Source organism: Paraburkholderia sediminicola, from assembly GCF_902859805.1.
GTDB lineage: Bacteria > Pseudomonadota > Gammaproteobacteria > Burkholderiales > Burkholderiaceae > Paraburkholderia > Paraburkholderia sediminicola.
The window spans coordinates 279,598-298,711 of the sequence record NZ_CADIKC010000005.1 but is presented as its reverse complement, the minus strand read 5'-3'; the positions used below and the strand labels follow the sequence as shown (position 1 = coordinate 298,711).

The 19,114-nt window shown below is 62.0% G+C and carries 19 protein-coding genes and 1 tRNA gene; 16 read left to right on the top strand and 4 right to left on the bottom strand.

Annotated elements, in window-relative coordinates; genetic code table 11:
* Positions 1–10 precede the first annotated feature (10 nt).
* A complete protein-coding gene (locus R8871_RS20060; RefSeq protein WP_175052030.1) occupies positions 11–577 on the bottom strand; it encodes an adenine phosphoribosyltransferase in 567 nt (188 codons plus the stop codon).
* Between the two features lie 143 nt (positions 578–720).
* On the bottom strand, positions 721–2,724 hold the full coding sequence (locus R8871_RS20055; protein WP_093643673.1) for a monovalent cation:proton antiporter family protein: 2,004 nt from the start codon (positions 2,722–2,724) through the stop codon (positions 721–723).
* 161 nt (positions 2,725–2,885) lie between these two features.
* Between R8871_RS20055 and kdsD the strand changes: the two genes are divergently transcribed.
* The 11 genes from kdsD (at position 2,886) to R8871_RS20000 (ending at position 12,356) form a co-directional block, all read left to right on the top strand.
* Entirely contained in the window at positions 2,886–3,869 is a 984-nt protein-coding gene (kdsD, locus tag R8871_RS20050; RefSeq protein ID WP_175052029.1) for an arabinose 5-phosphate isomerase KdsD, read from the top strand.
* Positions 3,869–4,429, top strand: coding sequence for a KdsC family phosphatase (locus tag R8871_RS20045; RefSeq protein ID WP_175052028.1), 561 nt, complete (start codon positions 3,869–3,871; stop codon positions 4,427–4,429). Before kdsD ends, R8871_RS20045 begins: the two co-directional genes overlap by 1 nt.
* Positions 4,426–5,034, top strand: coding sequence for an LPS export ABC transporter periplasmic protein LptC (lptC, locus tag R8871_RS20040; protein ID WP_175052027.1), 609 nt, complete (start codon positions 4,426–4,428; stop codon positions 5,032–5,034). The genes R8871_RS20045 and lptC overlap by 4 nt, the downstream gene beginning before the upstream one ends.
* Before the next feature lie 20 nt (positions 5,035–5,054).
* Complete coding sequence (gene lptA, locus R8871_RS20035; protein WP_154565559.1) at positions 5,055–5,726, top strand: lipopolysaccharide transport periplasmic protein LptA; 672 nt, start codon at positions 5,055–5,057, stop codon at positions 5,724–5,726.
* Positions 5,723–6,508: an LPS export ABC transporter ATP-binding protein gene (gene lptB, locus R8871_RS20030; protein ID WP_175052026.1), complete on the top strand. Its 786-nt coding sequence runs from the start codon at positions 5,723–5,725 to the stop codon at positions 6,506–6,508. The genes lptA and lptB overlap by 4 nt, the downstream gene beginning before the upstream one ends.
* 186 nt (positions 6,509–6,694) lie before the next feature.
* Complete coding sequence (locus R8871_RS20025) at positions 6,695–8,212, top strand: RNA polymerase factor sigma-54 (RefSeq protein WP_175052025.1); 1,518 nt, start codon at positions 6,695–6,697, stop codon at positions 8,210–8,212.
* A gap of 170 nt (positions 8,213–8,382) precedes the next feature.
* The gene (hpf, locus tag R8871_RS20020) at positions 8,383–8,739 is read left to right on the top strand and encodes a ribosome hibernation-promoting factor, HPF/YfiA family (RefSeq protein WP_054035819.1); all 357 of its coding nucleotides are present in this window, start codon (positions 8,383–8,385) and stop codon (positions 8,737–8,739) included.
* Between the two features lie 316 nt (positions 8,740–9,055).
* Complete coding sequence (locus R8871_RS20015; protein WP_074285509.1) at positions 9,056–9,571, top strand: PTS sugar transporter subunit IIA; 516 nt, start codon at positions 9,056–9,058, stop codon at positions 9,569–9,571.
* Between the two features lie 139 nt (positions 9,572–9,710).
* Positions 9,711–10,679, top strand: a complete 969-nt coding sequence (gene hprK, locus R8871_RS20010; RefSeq protein ID WP_012431656.1) for an HPr(Ser) kinase/phosphatase — start codon at positions 9,711–9,713, stop codon at positions 10,677–10,679.
* A gap of 111 nt (positions 10,680–10,790) precedes the next feature.
* Positions 10,791–11,684, top strand: a complete 894-nt coding sequence (gene rapZ / locus R8871_RS20005) for an RNase adapter RapZ (protein ID WP_093643686.1) — start codon at positions 10,791–10,793, stop codon at positions 11,682–11,684.
* Between the two features lie 39 nt (positions 11,685–11,723).
* The gene (locus R8871_RS20000; RefSeq protein ID WP_097391236.1) at positions 11,724–12,356 is read left to right on the top strand and encodes an LON peptidase substrate-binding domain-containing protein; all 633 of its coding nucleotides are present in this window, start codon (positions 11,724–11,726) and stop codon (positions 12,354–12,356) included.
* Positions 12,357–12,392: 36 nt separating this feature from the next.
* On the opposite strand, the gene mutY is transcribed toward R8871_RS20000, so the two are convergent.
* Entirely contained in the window at positions 12,393–13,508 is a 1,116-nt protein-coding gene (gene mutY, locus R8871_RS19995; RefSeq protein ID WP_175052024.1) for an A/G-specific adenine glycosylase, read from the bottom strand.
* Between the two features lie 7 nt (positions 13,509–13,515).
* The gene (gene mutM / locus R8871_RS19990) at positions 13,516–14,346 is read right to left on the bottom strand and encodes a bifunctional DNA-formamidopyrimidine glycosylase/DNA-(apurinic or apyrimidinic site) lyase (protein ID WP_175052023.1); all 831 of its coding nucleotides are present in this window, start codon (positions 14,344–14,346) and stop codon (positions 13,516–13,518) included.
* Positions 14,347–14,433: 87 nt separating this feature from the next.
* On the opposite strand from mutM, the gene R8871_RS19985 reads away from it, so the two are divergent.
* The 5 genes from R8871_RS19985 (at position 14,434) to R8871_RS19965 (ending at position 18,991) form a co-directional block, all read left to right on the top strand.
* The gene (locus R8871_RS19985) at positions 14,434–16,275 is read left to right on the top strand and encodes a tetratricopeptide repeat protein (RefSeq protein WP_175052022.1); all 1,842 of its coding nucleotides are present in this window, start codon (positions 14,434–14,436) and stop codon (positions 16,273–16,275) included.
* Entirely contained in the window at positions 16,275–16,907 is a 633-nt protein-coding gene (gene lolB, locus R8871_RS19980) for a lipoprotein insertase outer membrane protein LolB (RefSeq protein WP_175052021.1), read from the top strand. The genes R8871_RS19985 and lolB overlap by 1 nt, the downstream gene beginning before the upstream one ends.
* A gap of 73 nt (positions 16,908–16,980) precedes the next feature.
* On the top strand, positions 16,981–17,862 hold the full coding sequence (gene ispE / locus R8871_RS19975; RefSeq protein WP_175052020.1) for a 4-(cytidine 5'-diphospho)-2-C-methyl-D-erythritol kinase: 882 nt from the start codon (positions 16,981–16,983) through the stop codon (positions 17,860–17,862).
* 50 nt (positions 17,863–17,912) lie between these two features.
* Positions 17,913–17,989: transfer RNA gene (locus R8871_RS19970), tRNA-Gln, on the top strand.
* A gap of 45 nt (positions 17,990–18,034) precedes the next feature.
* Positions 18,035–18,991: a ribose-phosphate pyrophosphokinase gene (locus tag R8871_RS19965; protein WP_006048037.1), complete on the top strand. Its 957-nt coding sequence runs from the start codon at positions 18,035–18,037 to the stop codon at positions 18,989–18,991.
* Positions 18,992–19,114 lie beyond the last annotated feature (123 nt).

Genomic DNA, 19,114 nt, shown 5'->3' with positions numbered 1-19,114 from the left:
CATCCGGCGCTCAATGGCCGCCGAATTCAGTCACCGTATAGAGCGGCAGGCCGCCTTCACGCAGCAGCTTCGAGCCACCGAGGTCAGGCAGATCGATAATCGCCGCCCCTTCTATCACCACCGCGCCGAGCCGCTCGAGCAGAATCTTGCCGGCCATCATCGTGCCGCCGGTGGCGATCAGATCGTCCATGATCACGACGCGGTCGCCCGGCTTGCAGGCGTCTTCGTGAATCTCGACGGTCGCAGTGCCGTACTCAAGCTCATAGGACTGCGCGACCCGCTTGTACGGCAGCTTGCACTGCTTGCGGATCGGAATGAAGCCGAGGTTCAGCTCGTAAGCCAGAATCGGCCCGATGATGAAGCCGCGCGCATCCAGCCCGGCGACGTAGTCGAGCTTCGCGTCGATATAGCGTTGGACGAACAGATCGATCAGCACACGCAGCGACTTCGGCTCCTGCAGGAGCGGCGTGATATCGCGAAACTGCACGCCCGGCAGCGGCCAGTCGGGCACCGTGCGAATGTGGCTTTTAATGTAGTCGGCCGCATCGAGCGGCGCGCTCGCGAGCGCGTTGGACATGATGTCTCCGGATGGACCTCGGCGGGTCCGATGAAAGGCTAAATCAGGTTCGGCCGACGCGGCGCGAGCGGCTCAGCCGTGGCCGCAACACCGGCCTCGCCGAAACCACACCAGGCAACGCCACGCCGGTCGCACCGTTGTTGTTAGGCCGCAGCGGCGCCCGCGCGGCGATGCTTAGACAGCAACTCTTCGGCTTCGGCCAACTGTTCGGGCAGACCGCGCAACACCACGATGTCGCTCGCACGCAGCTTGGTGGACGGGTCCGGTTCGACGCCGCGAATGCCGTGCCGCCGAATGGCCGTCACCTCGACGCCCAGATCGAACAGGCCCAATTCCGCCAGCGTTCGGCCCACCGCGTCCGAGTTTTCGTCGACCGGCACCGATTGTAGCCGCACCTGTTCGTGGCCGTCGTCGTCTTCCATGTCGTCCGCGCCGTGGAAATAGCCGCGCAGCAGCGCGTAGCGCTCGTCGCGCATTTCCTCGACACGCCGCACCACGCGCCGCATCGGCACACCCATCAGCACCAGCGTGTGCGAAGCCAGCATCAGGCTGCCCTCGACGATTTCCGGAATCACTTCGGTCGCGCCGGCGGCCAGCAGCTTTTCCAGGTCGGCGTCGTCGACGGTACGAACGATCACCGGCAGCGTCGGCTCAAGCTCGTGAATATTGTGTAGCACGCGCAATGCCGACGGCGTGTTCGCATAGGTAATCGCAATCGCCGCGGCGCGATGGATACCGGCGGCGAGCAGCGATTCGCGCCGCCCCGCATCGCCGAACACCACGGACTCACCCGCCGCCGCAGCGGCCTGCACGCGATCGGGGTCCAGGTCCAACGCGACATACGACAAACCTTCATGCTCCAGCATGCGCGCCAGATTCTGCCCGGCCCGGCCGTAGCCGCAAATGATCACGTGACCGCTTTGCTTCAGGCTCTGCGTTGCAATGCGCGTCATCTGCAAGGACTGCATCATCCATTCAGTCGACGACAACCGTAGCACGATTCGATCAGCGTTCTGGATCATGAAGGGCGCAGCCAGCATCGACAGCAGCATCGCCGCGAGAATCGCCTGCAACAGGGTGGCGTCGACAAGATGCTTGTCGAGAATCAGGTTCAGCAGCACGAAGCCGAACTCGCCGGCTTGCGCGAGGCCGATACCGGTGCGCATCGCGACACCCGGCGACGCACCGAAGAGGCGCGAGAGCCCGGTCACCATCACCGCCTTCAGCAGGATCGGGCCGACCAGAAACCCGAGCACGATGAACGGATGCTCCCAGATCACACGCGGATTCAGCAGCATGCCGGTTGTGACGAAGAAGAGGCCCAGCAGCACGTCGCGAAACGGCTTGATGTCCTCTTCCACCTGATGGCGGTACGGCGTTTCGGCGATCAACATGCCGGCGATGAACGCGCCGAGCGCAAGCGACAGGCCGAACTTATCCGTGATGAACGCCGCGCCGAGCGTCACCAGCAGCAGGTTGAGAATGAACAGTTCCTGCGAACGGCGGCGCGCGACGACGTTGAACCAGCGCGTCATGAAGCGCTGACCCACTATTAACAATAGCGCCAACGCCACGACGATCTTGATCGCGGCTACCCCGAGCGCACTGACGAGGTCTTTCGAATCGCCGCCCAGCGCCGCGATGACGATCAACAGCGGCACCACCGCCAGATCCTGGAACAGCAGCACACCGAAGATGTTGCGGCCGTGCTCGGTTTCGATCTCGAGCCGCTCGGCCAGCATCTTGCTGACGATCGCCGTCGACGACATCGCCAACGCGCCGCCCAGCGCCACGCTTGCCTGCCACGTAATGTGCACCCAGCGCTCGAGCACGAAGCCGAGCGTGACCGCCACGGCAATCGTGCCGATCACCTGCAACAAACCTAAGCCGAACACGAGCCGGCGCATCGAACGCAGTTTGGAAAGCGAAAACTCCAGCCCGATCGAAAACATCAGGAACACAACGCCGAACTCGGCCAGGTTCTGCGCGCCCACCGAGTCGGGAATCAACCCGAACGCGTGCGGCCCGACGACGATGCCGACCGTCAGATAGCCGAGCATCGGTGGAAGATTCAGAAAGCGAAAAGTCACCACTCCGGCCACTGATGCCAGCAGCAGGAACAGCGTCATTTCGAGGGGGGAAATCATCGGCTAAAACGCATCGGTAAAGCGTCCTCGTTCGTCAGCGGAACCGCGCACGAGAAAGGCCGTGCGACAAGGTTGAGGGGCCGGTAAAGGCAGCAATAAAGACAGCGGCTTGGCACAGCAGGCCCGGCGCGGCGAACAAGCGCCTTTGCTATACTCCGCGAATGATAGCGAAAATCAATGGCGACCGGGCACTCGCGCTCGCTCGTGACGTGCTCGACATCGAAGCGGACGCCGTGCGCGCGCTTCGCGATCAACTCGACGATGGTTTCGTCGGGGCGGTCGACTTCATCCTGGGTTGCCGTGGACGCGTCGTCGTTTCCGGCATCGGCAAATCCGGCCACGTGGCCCGCAAGCTTGCGGCCACGCTCGCCAGCACCGGCACACCGGCGTTCTTCGTTCACCCGGCGGAAGCGAGTCATGGCGACCTCGGCATGGTTACGGCAGACGACGTGTTCCTCGCGCTGTCCAATTCCGGTGAAACCGAAGAACTCGTGGCGATCCTGCCGCTCATCAAGCGGCTCGGCGCGAAGCTGATTGCGATGACGGGCCGTCCGTCGTCGAGTCTCGCACAACTGGCCGACGTTCATCTGAATTCTGGCGTGTCAAAAGAAGCCTGTCCGATGAATCTTGCGCCCACTGCCAGCACCACCGCCGCGCTCGCGCTCGGCGATGCGCTCGCGGTCGCGGTGCTGGACGCGCGCGGCTTTGGCCGGGACGACTTCGCCCGCTCGCATCCGGGCGGCGCGCTTGGCCGCCGCCTGCTGACTTATGTGCGCGACGTGATGCGCACCGACGACCAGGTGCCGAAGGTGACGCCTGACGCAACCGTGCGCGAGGCGTTGTTCCAGTTGACCGCCAAGCGCATGGGCATGACGGCGATCGTCGATCACAATGATCACGTCACCGGCATTTTCACCGACGGCGACTTGCGCCGCGTGCTCGAACGCGACGGCGATTTCCGCGAACTGTCGATTGGCTCGGTCATGACCGCCGGCCCGCGCACCATCGGTCCGGATCAACTTGCCGTCGAAGCCGTGGAACTGATGGAGCGCCACCGCATCAATCAGATGCTGGTCGTCGACGAAGCAGGCAAGCTGATCGGCGCACTCAACATGCACGACCTGTTCTCGAAAAAGGTGATCTGATGGCTGTCGCCCCCCTTACCGCCACTGAACGCGCAAGCCGCGTCAAGCTGATGATTTTCGACGTCGACGGCGTGCTGACCGACGGCGGCCTGCTGTTCACGGCGGAAGGCGACACGATGAAGGCCTTCAACTCGATGGACGGCCACGGCATGAAACTGCTGCGCCAGGCCGGCATCGAAACGGCGATCATTACCGGGCGCAAGTCGGGCATCGTCGCGGCGCGGGTCAAGGAACTGAATATCAGCCACGTCTATCAGGGCGTGCAGGACAAACCGCAGGCGTTCGCCGACCTTTTGCAACAAACCGGCATCAGTGCGGAAGAATGCGGCTACATGGGCGACGACTGGGTCGATCTCGGCGTGATGCTGAAGGTCGGCTTCGCGGCGGCGCCGGCCAATTCGCATCCTGAAGTGATCGCGCGCGCCCATTGGGTCAGCGAAGCGCGCGGCGGCCACGGCGCGGCGCGCGAAGTCGTCGATACGCTGCTGCGCGCCCAGAACAAATACGACGCGCTGCTCGCGGCAGCCTGTAGCGGCGAACAGCGAGGCCTCGTCGGATGAATCGGTTTCGCTGGACCTCACTGATCCCGCTCGTCGCGATGGCCGCGCTCGCCGGCATTACATGGTGGTTGCTGCAAGCCACGCTGCCGCGGCAGAACGAAGGCGTGCTGCGCCCCAAGGAGCACACGCCCGACTACTTCGCGGACAACTTCTCGGTTTCCGAACTTGATCAGTCGGGCTCGACGCAATACCGTCTGACCGCCCAGTCCCTGATTCATTACGAGGATGACGAGCTGAGCGACCTGGTCAAGCCGGCCATGCGCGCCTTCCAGCCCGGCAAGCCGATCGTCACCGCAACAGGCGACACCGGCACGGTCAACGGCGACGCCTCGATCGTCAATCTGTACGACAACGCGCGCATCATACGGGCGGCCGGGAACGGCGATCCGCAGATGCAGGCAGATTCGCAGCATTTTAGGGTGCTGGTCAACGACGATGTGATCGAGACCGAAAAGCCGGTTAAACTTCAGCGCGGCATGTCTGTGATGACTGCCAGCGGCATGAACTACAACAACGTCACCCGGGTGATGCAGCTGTTCGGCAATGTGAAGGGCGCGATTGCCGCGTCCGAAGGCTCCGTCAGCTCGCCCAAGCAACCCGGGTAATCCATTCCAGGCGTGACTGCATGAACGAATCGTTCCCCCGTTTTGATACCGGCCGCTCGCGCACCCTGTCCGCGTGCCGCGCCGGACTCGCTGCGCTGATTGTCGCGCTGCCGCTTGCCGGCTTCGCGCCGCTTGCGCACGCCGACCGCGCCGATAAGGACAAGCCGCTGAACGTCGAAGCGGACAACATGACTTACGACGACCTCAAACAGGTCAACATCTTCACCGGCCACGTAGTCGCCACCAAAGGCACGATCGTGATCAGGGCCGATCGGGTCGAAGTGACGCAAGATCCGCAGGGCTATCAATACGCCACCGGCACCTCGAGCGGCGGCAATCTGTCGTATTTCCGCCAGAAGCGCGAAGGCCTCGATGAATACATCGAAGGCACGGCCATCCGGATCGACTACGACGGCAAGCAGGATCTGACCACGCTCACCACCAATGCCACCGTCAAGCGCCTGCAAGGCCTCTCGACGGTGATGGACCAGGTGCACGGCAGCGTCATTACCTATGACGGCCAGAGCGACTTCTACACCGCGAAGGCGGGTAAGGACGTCGCCGGCCCGGGCAACCCGACCGGCCGTGTGCGCGCCATGCTGGCGCCGCGCAATGGCGGCGCTGCGCCCCTGAACGGCGCGTCGGCCACGCTCGCGCCGTCCACCACGATCCAGGGAGCACCGAACCAGTGAGTTCCTCCGCGTCCCTCCCCAATCGCAAACCGGCCGGCACCAGCAGTTCGCTGGTGGTCCGCAACCTGAAGAAGCGTTACGGCTCACGCACGGTCGTCAAAGACGTCTCGCTCGACGTGAAAAGCGGTGAAGTGGTCGGCCTGCTTGGCCCCAACGGCGCCGGCAAGACCACCTCGTTCTATATGATCGTCGGCCTCGTGCCGCTCGATGCAGGTGAAATCGACCTGGACGGCAAGTCGATCAGCTTGCTGCCCATTCACAAGCGCGCGTCATTGGGCTTGTCGTATCTGCCGCAGGAAGCCTCGGTGTTCCGCAAGCTCAGCGTCGAGGAAAACATTCGCGCGGTGCTGGAATTGCAGGTCGAAAACAACGGCAAGCGGCTCAGCAAGGACACCATCACGAACCGCACCGAGGCCTTGCTCGACGAACTGCAGATCGCTCACCTGCGTGAGAATCCGGCGCTGTCGCTGTCGGGCGGCGAGCGGCGGCGGGTTGAAATTGCCCGTGCGCTGGCCACCAATCCGAGCTTTATTCTGCTCGACGAACCGTTCGCGGGCGTCGATCCGATCGCAGTGCTGGAAATCCAGAAGATCGTTAAATTTCTGAAGCAGCGCAATATTGGCGTGCTGATCACCGACCACAACGTGCGCGAAACCCTCGGCATTTGTGACCACGCCTATATCATCAGCGACGGCAGCGTGCTGGCCGCCGGTGCGCCGAGCGACATCATCGAGAACGAAAGCGTGCGGCGCGTCTATCTGGGCGAACACTTCCGCATGTAAGCGCACAAGGGATTACCGGCGGTGCGAACGCGCATCCGCCGGGCCTTTTGCGGCATCCGCACATCAGCATTTTTGACCTGGGCCGTCCCGCGCCCAACGCCGCCGGAAAACGGGCGCACGCGTAATTGCGGGTGTCGCAATGTATCGCGGTCGTGGCAAACTCTCTACAATGAATCTCAACTTGCCATGAAAGCCAGCCTCCAACTCCGCCTATCGCAGCATCTTGCGCTGACCCCGCAACTGCAGCAGTCCATCCGGCTGCTTCAGCTGTCCACGCTCGAACTGCAGCAGGAAGTCGCAATGGCGATCTCGCAGAATCCACTCCTCGAGAATGAGGACGACTGGATCGCGAGTCCCCTGCGCGTGGCAGCGGACGGCTCACTGATCGCCCAGTCGCCCAATTCCTCCCCGCCGCCCGACCAGATGGGCGGCAATACGTCGTCTTCGTCCACCAGCAGCAGCGAGCGCGCCGAGAACGGCGAGCCGCAAGGTGTCGACGAGTACAACGGCCTCGCGAGCGACAACAACGGCGACGCGTCGCAATGGGATCTCGGCGACTATGGCCGCTCCGGCAACGCCTCGGACGACGACGATCTGCCGCCGCTGCAAATCCACGAATCGAGCACCTCGCTGCGCGATCACCTGATGGCGCAACTTCGCGTCACCCAGGCGAGCCAGCGCGACCGCGCGCTGATCACCTTCCTGATCGAATCGCTCGACGACGACGGCTATCTCGCCGCTACGCTCGAGGAAGTGCTGACCGACCTGCCCGAGGAGCTCGAGGTCGATCTGGACGAAATGAACGCCGCGCTTGCGCTGCTGCATAGCTTCGACCCGGCAGGTGTCGGCGCGCGCTCCGCGTCCGAGTGCCTCAAGCTGCAATTGCTGCGGCTCGAACACTCGTCTACGCGCACGCTTGCGCTCGACATCGTCGCCCATCATCTGGAACTGCTCGCGGCGCGCGATTTCACGCGTCTGCGCAAACACCTGAAGGCGAACGACGACGATCTACGCGATGCGCACGTGTTGATCCGCTCGCTCGAGCCGTTTCCAGGCGCCGCTTACGGCAAGGCGGAAGCGGACTATGTCGTACCGGACATCATGGTGCGCAAAACGGCACAGGGCTGGCAGGCGGAGCTGAATCCAGAGGTGGTGCCCAAGCTGCGCATCAACCATCTGTACGCGAATATTCTGCGCAATAACCGGGGCGATCCGGGCAGCGGATCGTTGCGCCAGCAACTGCAGGAAGCACGCTGGCTGATCAAAAATATCCAGCAGCGTTTCGAAACGATCCTCAGGGTCGCGCAGGCCATTGTCGAGCGTCAAAAGAGCTTTTTTGTCCACGGCGAAATTGCCATGCGCCCCTTGGTTTTGCGAGAAATTGCTGATACGCTGGGCCTACACGAGTCAACTGTCTCCCGTGTGACAACCGGTAAATACATGCTGACCCCATTCGGGACGCTTGAATTTAAGTACTTCTTCGGATCACACGTTTCGACTGACACGGGCGGCGCGGCGTCTTCTACGGCGATTCGCGCGCTTATCAAGCAACTGATAGGAGCGGAAAACCCGAAATCTCCTCTTTCAGACAGCCGCATAGCCGAACTGCTGGCGGAACAGGGCTTCGTGGTCGCACGGCGTACCGTTGCGAAGTATCGCGAGGCCCTCAAGATTCCGGCAGTCAACCTGCGCAAGTCTCTGTAGCCCGCCGCCTCCCGCGACGGGCATTTACCGGCCGCTCCGCAGTTGGCGGACAGGCCGGCCGATGCGACCTGCCAGAAGTCAGTCACCGGGGGGCGACTCAGGCAAGCCGACAGATCGACCGGACCTTCGTCATCGTGCGGAACAAGCGGCCTCTAGCTTGGAGAAGCACTATGAATCTGCAGATCAGTGGACACCACCTCGAAGTAACGCCTGCGTTGCGCGAATACGTGATCACCAAACTGGATAGGGTGCTAAGACATTTTGATCAGGTCATCGACGGCAGTGTGGTCCTCTCGGTCGACAACCACAAGGAAAAGGAAAAGCGTCAAAAGGTTGAAATCAACCTGCATCTGAAGGGCAAAGATATCTTCGTCGAGAGCTGTGACAGCGATCTTTACGCTGCGATCGATCTGATGATCGACAAGCTCGACCGGCAAGTGATACGCCACAAGGATCGCCTGCAAGGCCATCAGCACGATGCGATCAAGTACCAGCCGGCGCCGATACTGGACGTGCCGCCGCAATAAGGAAGATTAGAAGGTCCGTTTACTTTCCTTCGTTTTCCTCATTCGCCCGCATTTGCTCGCATTTGCGTATCCCCAGCCAAACCGCCCGAGATCGGGCGGTTTTTCGTTTCAGGGCGCCTTTTTCAGGCAGCCGGGCAGGCCGGATCAATCCTGCGAAGAAACCCATGATGCATGGATGGCGCGCCGCACCATCGGCGGCTACCCTGTTCTATAATGTTCCGGTTACCATCGGGGTCAAGTTAGCTCAAACGGAAATCGGTCGGCCGGAGTCCTGCGCTTTCGGACTCCAACGCACGTCGCCGTGAGCATCAAACGAATGGAACATCACTCAAACGCCCCAGCGAGGAGAACCCAGGCCACGTTTTCGCCTGTCAACATGAATCGTTTAGCCAAATTTCTTCCCCTCGAGAACGTCGTCGTCGGACTATCGGTCACCAGCAAGAAACGCGTGTTCGAGCAAGCGGGCCTGATCTTCGAGAACCAGAACGGCATCGCCCGTAGCACGGTCACTGACAATCTGTTTGCGCGCGAGCGCCTCGGATCGACGGGGCTTGGTGAAGGCGTCGCGATTCCGCATGGCCGGATCAAAGGCTTGAAGCAGCCGCTCGCCGCATTCGTCCGTCTTGCCGAACCCATCCCCTTCGAATCGCCCGACGGTCAGCCGGTCTCGCTGCTGATCTTCCTGCTCGTCCCCGAGCAGGCCACCCAGCAGCACCTCGAAATTCTCTCGGAAATCGCCCAGTTGCTGTCCGATCGCGAAGCTCGCGAGCGCCTGCACACGGAAGAAGACCGCGAATCGTTGCATCGCCTGCTCACTCAGTGGCAACCTTGATGCATCGGCGGTTATCCGCACGTCGCCTATTCACCCGGCTTCCCGCCTGCAGGCGGGTACAGCCAGGCGAGGTGCGCGGTCCGCTTTAACGAGGCCGCATCCTTTCCAAGCAAGCGGTCCACACGGGAGTCACCGACTCATGGATACGTCCAGCATCAACGCCCAGAGCATTTTCGACGACAACGCCGCCATGCTGAAGTTGAGCTGGCTGACGGGGCATGAAGGCTGGGAGCGCGGCTTTTCTTCGGAATCGGTCGCCAATGCCACGTCGAGCGCCGACCTTGTCGGCCACTTGAACCTGATCCACCCGAACCGGATCCAGGTGCTCGGCGACGCCGAAATCGACTACTACAAGCGCCAAACCGACGAAGACCGCTCGCGCCACATGGCCGAGCTGATCGCGTTGGAACCGCCGTTTCTGGTGGTGGCGGGCGGCGTCGCCGCGCCACCGGAACTGGTGCTGCGCTGCACGCGCTCGTCCACGCCGCTTTTCACCACGCCAATGTCCGCCGCCGCGGTGATCGACAGCCTGCGCCTCTATATGTCGCGCATTCTGGCGCCGCGCGCCACGCTGCACGGCGTGTTTCTCGACATTCTCGGCATGGGCGTGCTGCTCACCGGCGATTCCGGCCTCGGCAAAAGCGAACTTGGGTTGGAATTGATCAGCCGCGGCCACGGCCTTGTTGCTGACGACGCGGTGGATTTTGTGCGCCTCGGTCCGGATTTTGTCGAAGGGCGTTGCCCGCCGCTGCTGCAAAACCTGCTCGAAGTGCGCGGTCTCGGCCTGCTCGACATCAAGACGATCTTCGGTGAAACCGCGGTGCGCCGCAAAATGAAGCTGAAACTGATCGTGCAACTGGTGCGCCGACCGGATGGCGAATTCCAGCGGCTGCCGCTGGAAAGCCAAACCGTCGACGTGCTCGGCCTACCGATCAGCAAAGTCACCATCCAGGTGGCGGCCGGCCGCAACCTTGCGGTTCTGGTCGAAGCGGCCGTGCGCAACACGATCCTGCAACTGCGCGGCATCGATACGCTGCGCGACTTCATGGATCGCCAGCGTCTGGCCATGCAGGACCCGGACAGCCAGTTTCCCGGCAAATTGATCTGAATCCGCGCGGCCCTGTGCGGCACTGCGTGACGTGCGCAGCCAACGGCAGGCTGAGGCGCCGCGCGCACGGGGACCAGATGCTATGATGAACTGTACGGATTTCACGACTCCATGCGCATAATCCTGATCACCGGTATTTCCGGCTCCGGCAAATCAGTTGCCCTGAACGCGCTTGAAGACGCAGGCTATTACTGCGTCGACAATTTGCCGCCGCGTTTTTTGCCGCAACTGGCCAACTATCTCGCCGACGACGGCCAGGAACGCCTCGCGGTCGCCATCGACGCGCGCTCGAGCGCTTCGCTCGACGAAATGCCCGCGATGATCCGCGACCTGTCGCGCGCTCACGACGTGCGCGTACTCTTCCTGAACGCAAGCACGCAGTCGCTGATTCAGCGCTTCTCCGAAACACGTCGCCGCCACCCGCTGTCCGGTTCCACGGCGCATGATGCAGACGTCGGCTTGTTGACGTCGCTCGCCGAAGCGATCGAACGCGAACGCGAACTCGTGGCGGGCCTCGCCGAATTCGGCCATCAGATCGACACCAGCAATCTGCGCGCGAACGTGCTGCGTGCATGGGTCAAACGCTTCATCGAGCAGGAAGATGCAGGGCTCGTGCTGATGTTCGAGTCCTTCGGCTTCAAACGCGGCGTGCCGCTCGACGCCGATTATGTTTTCGACGTACGCACGCTGCCGAACCCGTACTACGATCATGAATTGCGGCCGCTCACGGGCCTCGACCAACCGGTGCGTGATTTTCTCGACGCGCTGCCGGTCGTGCATGAAATGATCGACGACATCGAAAAATTTCTTGCCAAATGGTTGCCGCATTTCCGTGACGACAACCGCAGTTATCTGACGGTCGCGATCGGTTGCACGGGCGGCCAGCACCGCTCGGTATTCATTGCGGAGACGCTCGCCGCGCGTCTCGCAACGTCGGCGAATGTCATTGTGCGGCACCGCGATGCGCCGGTTCATGCCGGCGAATCATCGAAGTTAGTGGCTTAACCGGCCGCATCGCGCGGCCTCAACTCGAAGCGTTGCGCCATGTCTTCTTCTACTGTGCTTGCCGATGTGCCGCTGTTTCCGCTGCATACGGTGCTGTTTCCCGATGGACTGCTGCCGCTGAAAATCTTCGAAGCGCGCTACCTCGACATGGCGCGCGATTGTCTGCGTGAAAAAACGCCGTTCGGTGTGTGTCTGCTGAAAAGCGGCGCGGAAGTAGCACGCGAAGAAGAGCCTTCGGTGCCCGAAGCAATTGGCTGTCTCGCCGAAATCGAAGAGTGCGATGTCGAAGCCTTCGGCATGCTGCTGATTCGGGCACGTGGCACGCGGCGCTTTCGCCTACTGTCGCATCGCGTAGAGAGCAGCGGGCTGCTGGTCGGCATGGCGGAGCCACTCGGAGAAGACATCCCGCTCGAGGGCAATGAGCAACTGGCCAAATTCGGGGCGTGCGCAGAAGTGCTTGAGCGGATCATCGCAACGATCCGCGAACGCGACCCGGACAGCCTGCCGTTCGCGGAACCGTTCAGGCTGGAAGATCCGTCATGGGTGTCGAACCGGCTTGCGGAAGTGTTGCCGATCGCCCTTCGTGCAAGGCAAAAGTTGATGGAATTGCAGGACGCCGGCGCCCGAATCGACGTGGTCCATCACTATATGCAGCAGCATCAACTGCTTTGATTTGATGCGCTTTCGGCTCTTTCGGCTCACGGCTGGCTAGAGTAGCGAGCCCTGCAGACTATCCAGTAGTTTGCGCACCGGCGCGGGCACACCGAACGAATCGAGATCGCTTAACGCGACCCATGCGGTGTCCGCGTCGTTAAGCGCAGCCAATGCGCCCACACCGCGATCCAGTTCAGCGAGCCGCGGTTCGATATCCAGCTTGAAATGTGTGAAGACGTGCGTGAGCGGCGCGAGCGGTGAGACCGCTCCGTCGCCACCGAAGGCAAGTGCGCGCTCGGCGAGCGCGGCTTCGTCAGCAGCTTCGGGCAGGCTCCACAGACCACCCCAGATGCCCGAGGGCGGGCGCTTTTCCAGCATCACCGCGTTACCGTCGCGCAGCACCAGCATCCATGTTCGGCGAGTCGGCACAGCCTTCTTCGGCCGTGCTGTGGGCAGTTCGCGCTGACGTCCGCTCACATTGGCCACGCAGTCGGCGGCGAACGGGCAGCGCAGGCAATCCGGCTTGCCGCGCACGCACAACGTTGCGCCGAGGTCCATCAGACCTTGCGTGTATGCACTGACATCGTCGTCCGATGCGTTGGACGGCAGCAGCGATTCCGCCAGCGTCCACATTGCATTCTCGACCTTCTTTTCGCCCGGAAAACCTTCGACCCCGAACACGCGCGCCAGCACGCGCTTCACATTGCCGTCGAGAATCGTGGCACGCGCGCCAAACGCGAAAGAGGCGATCGCCGCTGCCGTCGAGCGGCCGATACCCGGCAATTCCGCGAGCGCGTCGGGCGACGAAGGAAACGCGCCGCCATGTTGCTCGACGACCACCTGCGCGCAGCGATGCAGATTGCGTGCGCGCGAGTAATAGCCGAGGCCGGCCCACAGCGCCATCACATCGTCTGCCGGTGCCGCGGCGAGCGAGGCAACATCCGGACAGCGAGCGAGAAACCTGGCGTAGTACGGAATCACCGTCGATACCTGCGTCTGCTGCAGCATGATTTCCGACAGCCAGATGCGATACGGATCGCGCGTGTTCTGCCATGGCAAGTCATGACGGCCATGCTGGCGCTGCCACGCAATCAGCCGCGCGGAAAAATCAGACATGACGGGGAAAACGGGCGCAGCGGACGGGGCGGACGGGCTTATACGAGAGGGCATCGAAAATTTAGCGCTGGCAGGTGGGACAGAAATACGTAGAACGCTGCCCCTGCACGATCTGTTTGATCGGCGTTCCACACACGCGGCATGGCAGCCCCGCGCGATCATAGACGAAATAGTCGAGCTGGAAGTAACCGCTTTCGCCATCGCTGCCGACGAAATCGCGCAGCGTGCTGCCACCCTTTTCGATCGCAGCGGCGAGCGTGACGCGCACCGCGTCGGCCAGCAGATCGTAGCGCACGAGCGAGACGCGGCCCGCCGCGGTGGTGGGCCGGATACCGGCGCGAAAGAGACTTTCGGACGCGTAGATATTACCCACGCCGACCACGATCTCCCCTGCCAGCAGCGCCTGCTTCACCGATACTTTGCGCCCGCGCGTGAGCCGGTGCATCAACGCGCCGGAGAACGCGGGAGAAAACGGCTCGACACCGAGGCCCGCCAGCAGCGGATGCCCGAGCACATCGCCGGCTTCGCGCGGGTGCCACAGCACCGCGCCGAAGCGCCGCGGGTCGCGATAGCGCAAAATGAATTCGTCGAAAATCCAGTCGATGTGATCGTGTTTCGCCGCAGCGGGCGGACGCGGCACATGGCGCAGCACACGCAGCGTACCGGTCATGCCCAGATGCACAATGAACCAGCCGGCGTCGATCTCGAACAGCAGATACTTGCCCCGCCGTTCGACCTTGCGCACCACGCTGCCACGCAAGGTTTTCGCAAGGTCCGCCGGAATCGGCCAACGCAGCGTGGGCGTACGTACATCGACGCGTTCAACCTTGCGCCCGGACACATACGGTTCGATTCCCCTTCGGGTAACCTCAACTTCTGGCAACTCTGGCATGTCTAACTGGTCTGCAACTTGCGTGAGTGGTTGTGCGCTTATTGTAGCGAGCGCGTTACAATCGTCCGAAACATTGAACGGATTTCCATGAACTTGTCCTTCGTGAAGCTGTTTTCGAAGCGCCCGGCTAGCGCATCCCGCGTGCCGCACGCCGTGTCCGCTCGCCGCATGCTCGGTGCCGCCGCGCTCGCCGTCTGGGCGCTGGCTGCCGTGCCCGCGCACGCGCAGGACCCGTCGCCAGACTCGGATGACACGTCCGTCACTCTGCCGGACCCGCTCGGCCCGGCAACGGCAGAAGACCAGAAGTCTCTGCCGGGCGTGCCGCTGTCCAGTCAGATCGTATTCCAGGTGCTCGCCGCTGAAGTCGCATTGCAACGCGACCAGCCGGCGCCCGCCTACCAGACCTATCTCGCGCTCGCGCGCGACACGCATGATCCGCGCATGGCGCAACGCGCCACGGAAATCGCACTGGCTGCGCAAAGCCCGTCAGACGCGTTGGCCGCGGCGCAATTGTGGCAGCAGTATGCGCCGGATTCGGAGCGGGCCGCGCAACTCGACGCGTCGCTGCTCGTGCTGTCCGGCAAGCCTGATGACGCCGCACCGATCCTCGCCCGTGAACTCGCGAGAGTCCCGGCCGACAATCGCGGCAGCGCGATTCTGGCGCTGCAGCTGCTGCTCTCGCGCGGTCCGAACCGGATCGGCGGCTTGCATGTGCTGCAGGATCTGCTGAAGAACGACCTGAACCGGCCCGAGGCGCAGCTGGCCATCGCGCGCCAGCAACTCGTTTCGGACGACGCACCGGGCGCGCGCAAGTCGCTCGAACAGGCGCTCACGCTCAAGCCGGACTATTTGCCGGCCGCGCTAATGCTGTCGCAGATGGGCCCGGAGGAGCGCAAGGAAGGCATCGCGTCGCTCGAGAAATACGTGCAGCAGAATCCGAAATCGCATGACGCGCGTCTTGCGCTCGCGCAGATGTATCTCGCAAGCGACCGTCTGGACGACGCGCAGAAGCAGTTCGAGATCATGCACAAGAACAACGCGACTGACCTCACGCCGCTGATGGCGCTCGCGCTGATCAAGATCCAGCAGAAGAATTTCACTGACGCGCAGACCTATCTGACCCAGTACGCACAGCAAGCTGAAAAAACGCCGGGCGCCGATCCGGGCCAGGCGTATATCTATCTTGCGCAACTGTCGCTCGAACAGAAGAACGAAGCGGCGGCGAGCGACTGGCTGAACAAGGTTTCACCAGCGAGCCAGCAATTCGTGCCGGCGCAGATCACGCGGGCGCAATTGCTCGCCAAGCAGGGCAAGACAGAAGACGCGCGCAAGCTGCTGGCCAACCTGCAGGCACCCGATCCGCGCGACCAGGCGCTGATCGCGCGCACCGACGCGGCTATTCTGTTCGACGCGAAGCGCTATCCGGAAGCGGAAACACGCCTGCAGCAAGCCACCGCGAATTTCCCGGACGATCCCGATCTGACCTACGACTACGCCATGGCCGCCGAAAAAACCGGCCATTACGACGTCATGGAAGCGCAATTGCGCAAGCTGATCCAGACGCAGCCGGACAATCCGCAGGCTTATAACGCGCTCGGCTATTCGCTGGCCGATCGCAATCAGCGCCTCTCCGAAGCAGACAAACTGGTCGAAAAGGCCTCGGCGCTGGCGCCAAACGACGCGTTCATCATGGATAGCGTGGGCTGGGTCAAGTACCGGATGGGCGATACGTCTGATGCCATCAAGCTGCTGCGCAAAGCGTACGACCTCCAGCCGAACGCCGAAATCGGCGCGCATCTCGGGGAAGTGCTGTGGAAAACCGGTGCGCAGGATCAGGCTCGTGCCGCTTTCCGCGACGCGCGCAAGCTCGAACCGGACAACGACACTCTGGTCAAAACGCTGCAACGTCTTCAGGTGAACGATCTTTGATGCGTCTTTCCCGCTTGATCTCCTATCCCCGAGCGCCGCGTGGCGCGGCGCTCGGATTCGTAGCGGCAGCGGTTGTCGCGTTGGCTGGTTGTGCATCGATTAAGCCACAAGGGCCGTCAACGTCGAATGCGGCGACGTCCGTCACTGCTCAGACCTCGCGTGCTTATCAAGGCCGTTTCGCGATCCAGTACAACGACCAGAACGGCCAGCAGCGCAATGCCTATGGCAATTTCACCTGGCAGGAAACGGGTGACACGGTCACCCTGCAATTGCGCAATCCGCTTGGGCAGACGCTCGCTATCGTGACTTCGTCGCCGGCTTCAGCCACGCTCGAACTGCCGAATCGCCAGCCGCTCACCGCCGACAACGTCTCCACGCTGATGCAGAACGCGCTCGGCTTTGCGTTGCCGGTCGAAGGCTTGCGTTATTGGCTGCAACCGTCGCCAGCGCCGACTTCGCGCGCGAAAACCGAGAAGGATCCGGAGCAGCCTTCGCGTCTGAAGCAGATCACGCAGGACGGCTGGACGATCGACTACCTGGCGTATGCCGACGCGCCGGCCACCGGTGTGAAGCGCGTGAATCTGAGCCGCTCGGAACCGCCGCTCGACATCAAGCTCGTGCTGGATCAGTAGTTCAGTAGCCACGCCTGTCCGAGCAACCTTTGCCGCTTCTTCGGCGCCGCTATGGCGCATGTAGCCCTGACTCATGATTGAAACGACCGATTCGCTGCGCGATTGCCTCGCGCCAGCGAAACTGAACCTCTTCCTGCACATCACCGGCCGCCGGCCGGACGGTTATCACACGCTGCAAACCGTCTTCCAGTTGCTCGACTGGGGCGACATCCTGCACTTCAAGCTGCGTGACGACGGCCTCATCACGCGCAGCACCGAAATCGCCGACGTGCCGCCGGAACACGATCTCACCGTGCGCGCAGCAACGCTCCTGAAAGCGCATACCGGCTCGCCAGCGGGTGTCGATATCGAAATCGACAAGCGCCTGCCGATGGGTGCGGGCCTGGGCGGCGGCAGCTCTGATGCGGCCACCACACTGCTCGCGCTGAACCGTCTCTGGAAGCTCGATTTGCCACGACTGGAGCTGCAGGCGCTGGCCTTGAAACTCGGCGCGGATGTGCCATTTTTTGTTTTTGGGAAAAATGCGTTCGCACAGGGTGTCGGAGAGGCTTTAGACGTTGTACAATTGCCGCCGCGCCATTTCCTGGTGGTGACACCGAGGGTTCACGTTCCGACTGCAGCGATTTTCTCCGAAAAAGCGTTGACAAGAGATTCGAAACCCCTCATAATTACGGACTTTCCTGCAGAACTTAGCTGCAACACTGACTGGCCAGAAAGTTTCGGCCGCAATGACATGCAGCAAGTTGTCGTGGGAAAATACGCGGAAGTAGCGCAAGTGCTGCGATGGTTTGAAGACATCGCACCAGCGCGGATGTCTGGATCAGGTGCAAGTGTATTTGCAGCGTTCCGTAGCAAAGCTGAAGCAGAAGCGGCGCAAGCCAAACTGCCCGGCGAATGGAACAGCGCAGTAACTGCAAGTCTCGATCAGCATCCACTCTTTACTTTCGCGTCATAAGTTTTGCATCGTCGAACGTTCCCTCGTTCGGTGAAGCTCAAAGTTAGTGTAGGGGAGTCGCCAAGTTGGTTAAGGCACCGGATTTTGATTCCGGCATTCGAAGGTTCGACTCCTTCCTCCCCTGCCAAAAATTCTCGCATTTCCCTCGCCCCCAGCCTGAAGTAGGTGCACGATGAGCAGCCATGACGGCCTGATGGTTTTTACTGGCAACGCAAATCCCGCGCTTGCACAGGAAGTCGTCAAAATCCTCGGTATTCCCCTCGGCAAAGCAATGGTTAGCCGTTTCTCGGACGGTGAAATCCAGGTCGAGATTCAGGAAAACGTGCGTGGCAAGGATGTCTTCGTCCTGCAATCCACGTGCGCGCCGGCGAACGACAATCTGATGGAACTGATGATCATGGTCGATGCGCTCAAGCGCGCATCCGCAGGCCGGATCACCGCAGCCATCCCCTACTTCGGTTATGCCCGTCAAGATCGACGCCCGCGTTCAGCGCGCGTCGCCATCTCGGCGAAGATCGTGGCGAATATGCTGGAAATCGCCGGCGTCGAGCGGATCATTACGATGGATCTGCACGCCGATCAGATTCAAGGCTTCTTCGACATCCCGGTCGACAATATCTACGCTACGCCCGTACTGCTCGGCGATCTGCGCAAGCAGAACTACGAGAACCTGCTGGTCGTTTCGCCGGACGTCGGCGGCGTGGTGCGTGCCCGTGCATTGGCCAAGCAACTGAATTGCGATCTCGCGATCATCGACAAACGCCGCCCGAAAGCGAACGTTGCCGAAGTGATGAACATCATCGGTGAAGTCGAAGGCCGCACCTGCGTGATCATGGACGACATGGTCGACACCGCGGGCACGCTCTGCAAGGCAGCTCAGGTTTTGAAGGAACGCGGTGCGAAGCAGGTGTTCGCTTACGCCACCCACCCGGTTCTCTCGGGCGGTGCAGGCGAGCGTATCGCAGCTTCGGCACTCGACGAACTCGTTGTTACCGATACGATCCCGCTCGGCGAAGAAGCCCGCTCGTGCGCCAAGATCCGTTCGCTGACCAGCGCCGGCCTGCTTGCCGAAACGTTCTCGCGGATTCGCCGCGGCGATTCGGTGATGTCGCTGTTCGCTGAAAGTTAAGTATTTGCGAAGGCGCAGCGCGCATAGCAGTACCGCGCGCTGCACTTTTGCACAATTGGCATGAACGAACGAAGGTTCGTGCCATCGCTCTGGGGCCTCAGCCGTAATGGCTTGGAGGCCCCG

What these genes read in the sequence shown, in the direction of transcription:
- R8871_RS20045 (WP_175052028.1), top strand. Translation starts at nt 3,869, where the DNA reads ATGGCTGTCGCCCCCCTTACCGCCACTGAACGCGCAAGCCGCGTCAAG.
- R8871_RS20055 (WP_093643673.1), bottom strand. Translation starts at nt 2,724, where the DNA reads ATGATTTCCCCCCTCGAAATGACGCTGTTCCTGCTGCTGGCATCAGTG.
- rapZ (WP_093643686.1), top strand. Translation starts at nt 10,791, where the DNA reads ATGCGCATAATCCTGATCACCGGTATTTCCGGCTCCGGCAAATCAGTT.
- lptA (WP_154565559.1), top strand. Translation starts at nt 5,055, where the DNA reads ATGAACGAATCGTTCCCCCGTTTTGATACCGGCCGCTCGCGCACCCTG.
- lptC (WP_175052027.1), top strand. Translation starts at nt 4,426, where the DNA reads ATGAATCGGTTTCGCTGGACCTCACTGATCCCGCTCGTCGCGATGGCC.
- R8871_RS20015 (WP_074285509.1), top strand. Translation starts at nt 9,056, where the DNA reads ATGGAACATCACTCAAACGCCCCAGCGAGGAGAACCCAGGCCACGTTT.
- ispE (WP_175052020.1), top strand. Translation starts at nt 16,981, where the DNA reads ATGATTGAAACGACCGATTCGCTGCGCGATTGCCTCGCGCCAGCGAAA.
- R8871_RS20025 (WP_175052025.1), top strand. Translation starts at nt 6,695, where the DNA reads ATGAAAGCCAGCCTCCAACTCCGCCTATCGCAGCATCTTGCGCTGACC.
- R8871_RS20000 (WP_097391236.1), top strand. Translation starts at nt 11,724, where the DNA reads ATGTCTTCTTCTACTGTGCTTGCCGATGTGCCGCTGTTTCCGCTGCAT.
- R8871_RS20060 (WP_175052030.1), bottom strand. Translation starts at nt 577, where the DNA reads ATGTCCAACGCGCTCGCGAGCGCGCCGCTCGATGCGGCCGACTACATT.
- mutY (WP_175052024.1), bottom strand. Translation starts at nt 13,508, where the DNA reads ATGCCCTCTCGTATAAGCCCGTCCGCCCCGTCCGCTGCGCCCGTTTTC.
- mutM (WP_175052023.1), bottom strand. Translation starts at nt 14,346, where the DNA reads ATGCCAGAGTTGCCAGAAGTTGAGGTTACCCGAAGGGGAATCGAACCG.
- kdsD (WP_175052029.1), top strand. Translation starts at nt 2,886, where the DNA reads ATGATAGCGAAAATCAATGGCGACCGGGCACTCGCGCTCGCTCGTGAC.
- hprK (WP_012431656.1), top strand. Translation starts at nt 9,711, where the DNA reads ATGGATACGTCCAGCATCAACGCCCAGAGCATTTTCGACGACAACGCC.
- lolB (WP_175052021.1), top strand. Translation starts at nt 16,275, where the DNA reads ATGCGTCTTTCCCGCTTGATCTCCTATCCCCGAGCGCCGCGTGGCGCG.
- hpf (WP_054035819.1), top strand. Translation starts at nt 8,383, where the DNA reads ATGAATCTGCAGATCAGTGGACACCACCTCGAAGTAACGCCTGCGTTG.
- R8871_RS19985 (WP_175052022.1), top strand. Translation starts at nt 14,434, where the DNA reads ATGAACTTGTCCTTCGTGAAGCTGTTTTCGAAGCGCCCGGCTAGCGCA.
- R8871_RS19965 (WP_006048037.1), top strand. Translation starts at nt 18,035, where the DNA reads ATGAGCAGCCATGACGGCCTGATGGTTTTTACTGGCAACGCAAATCCC.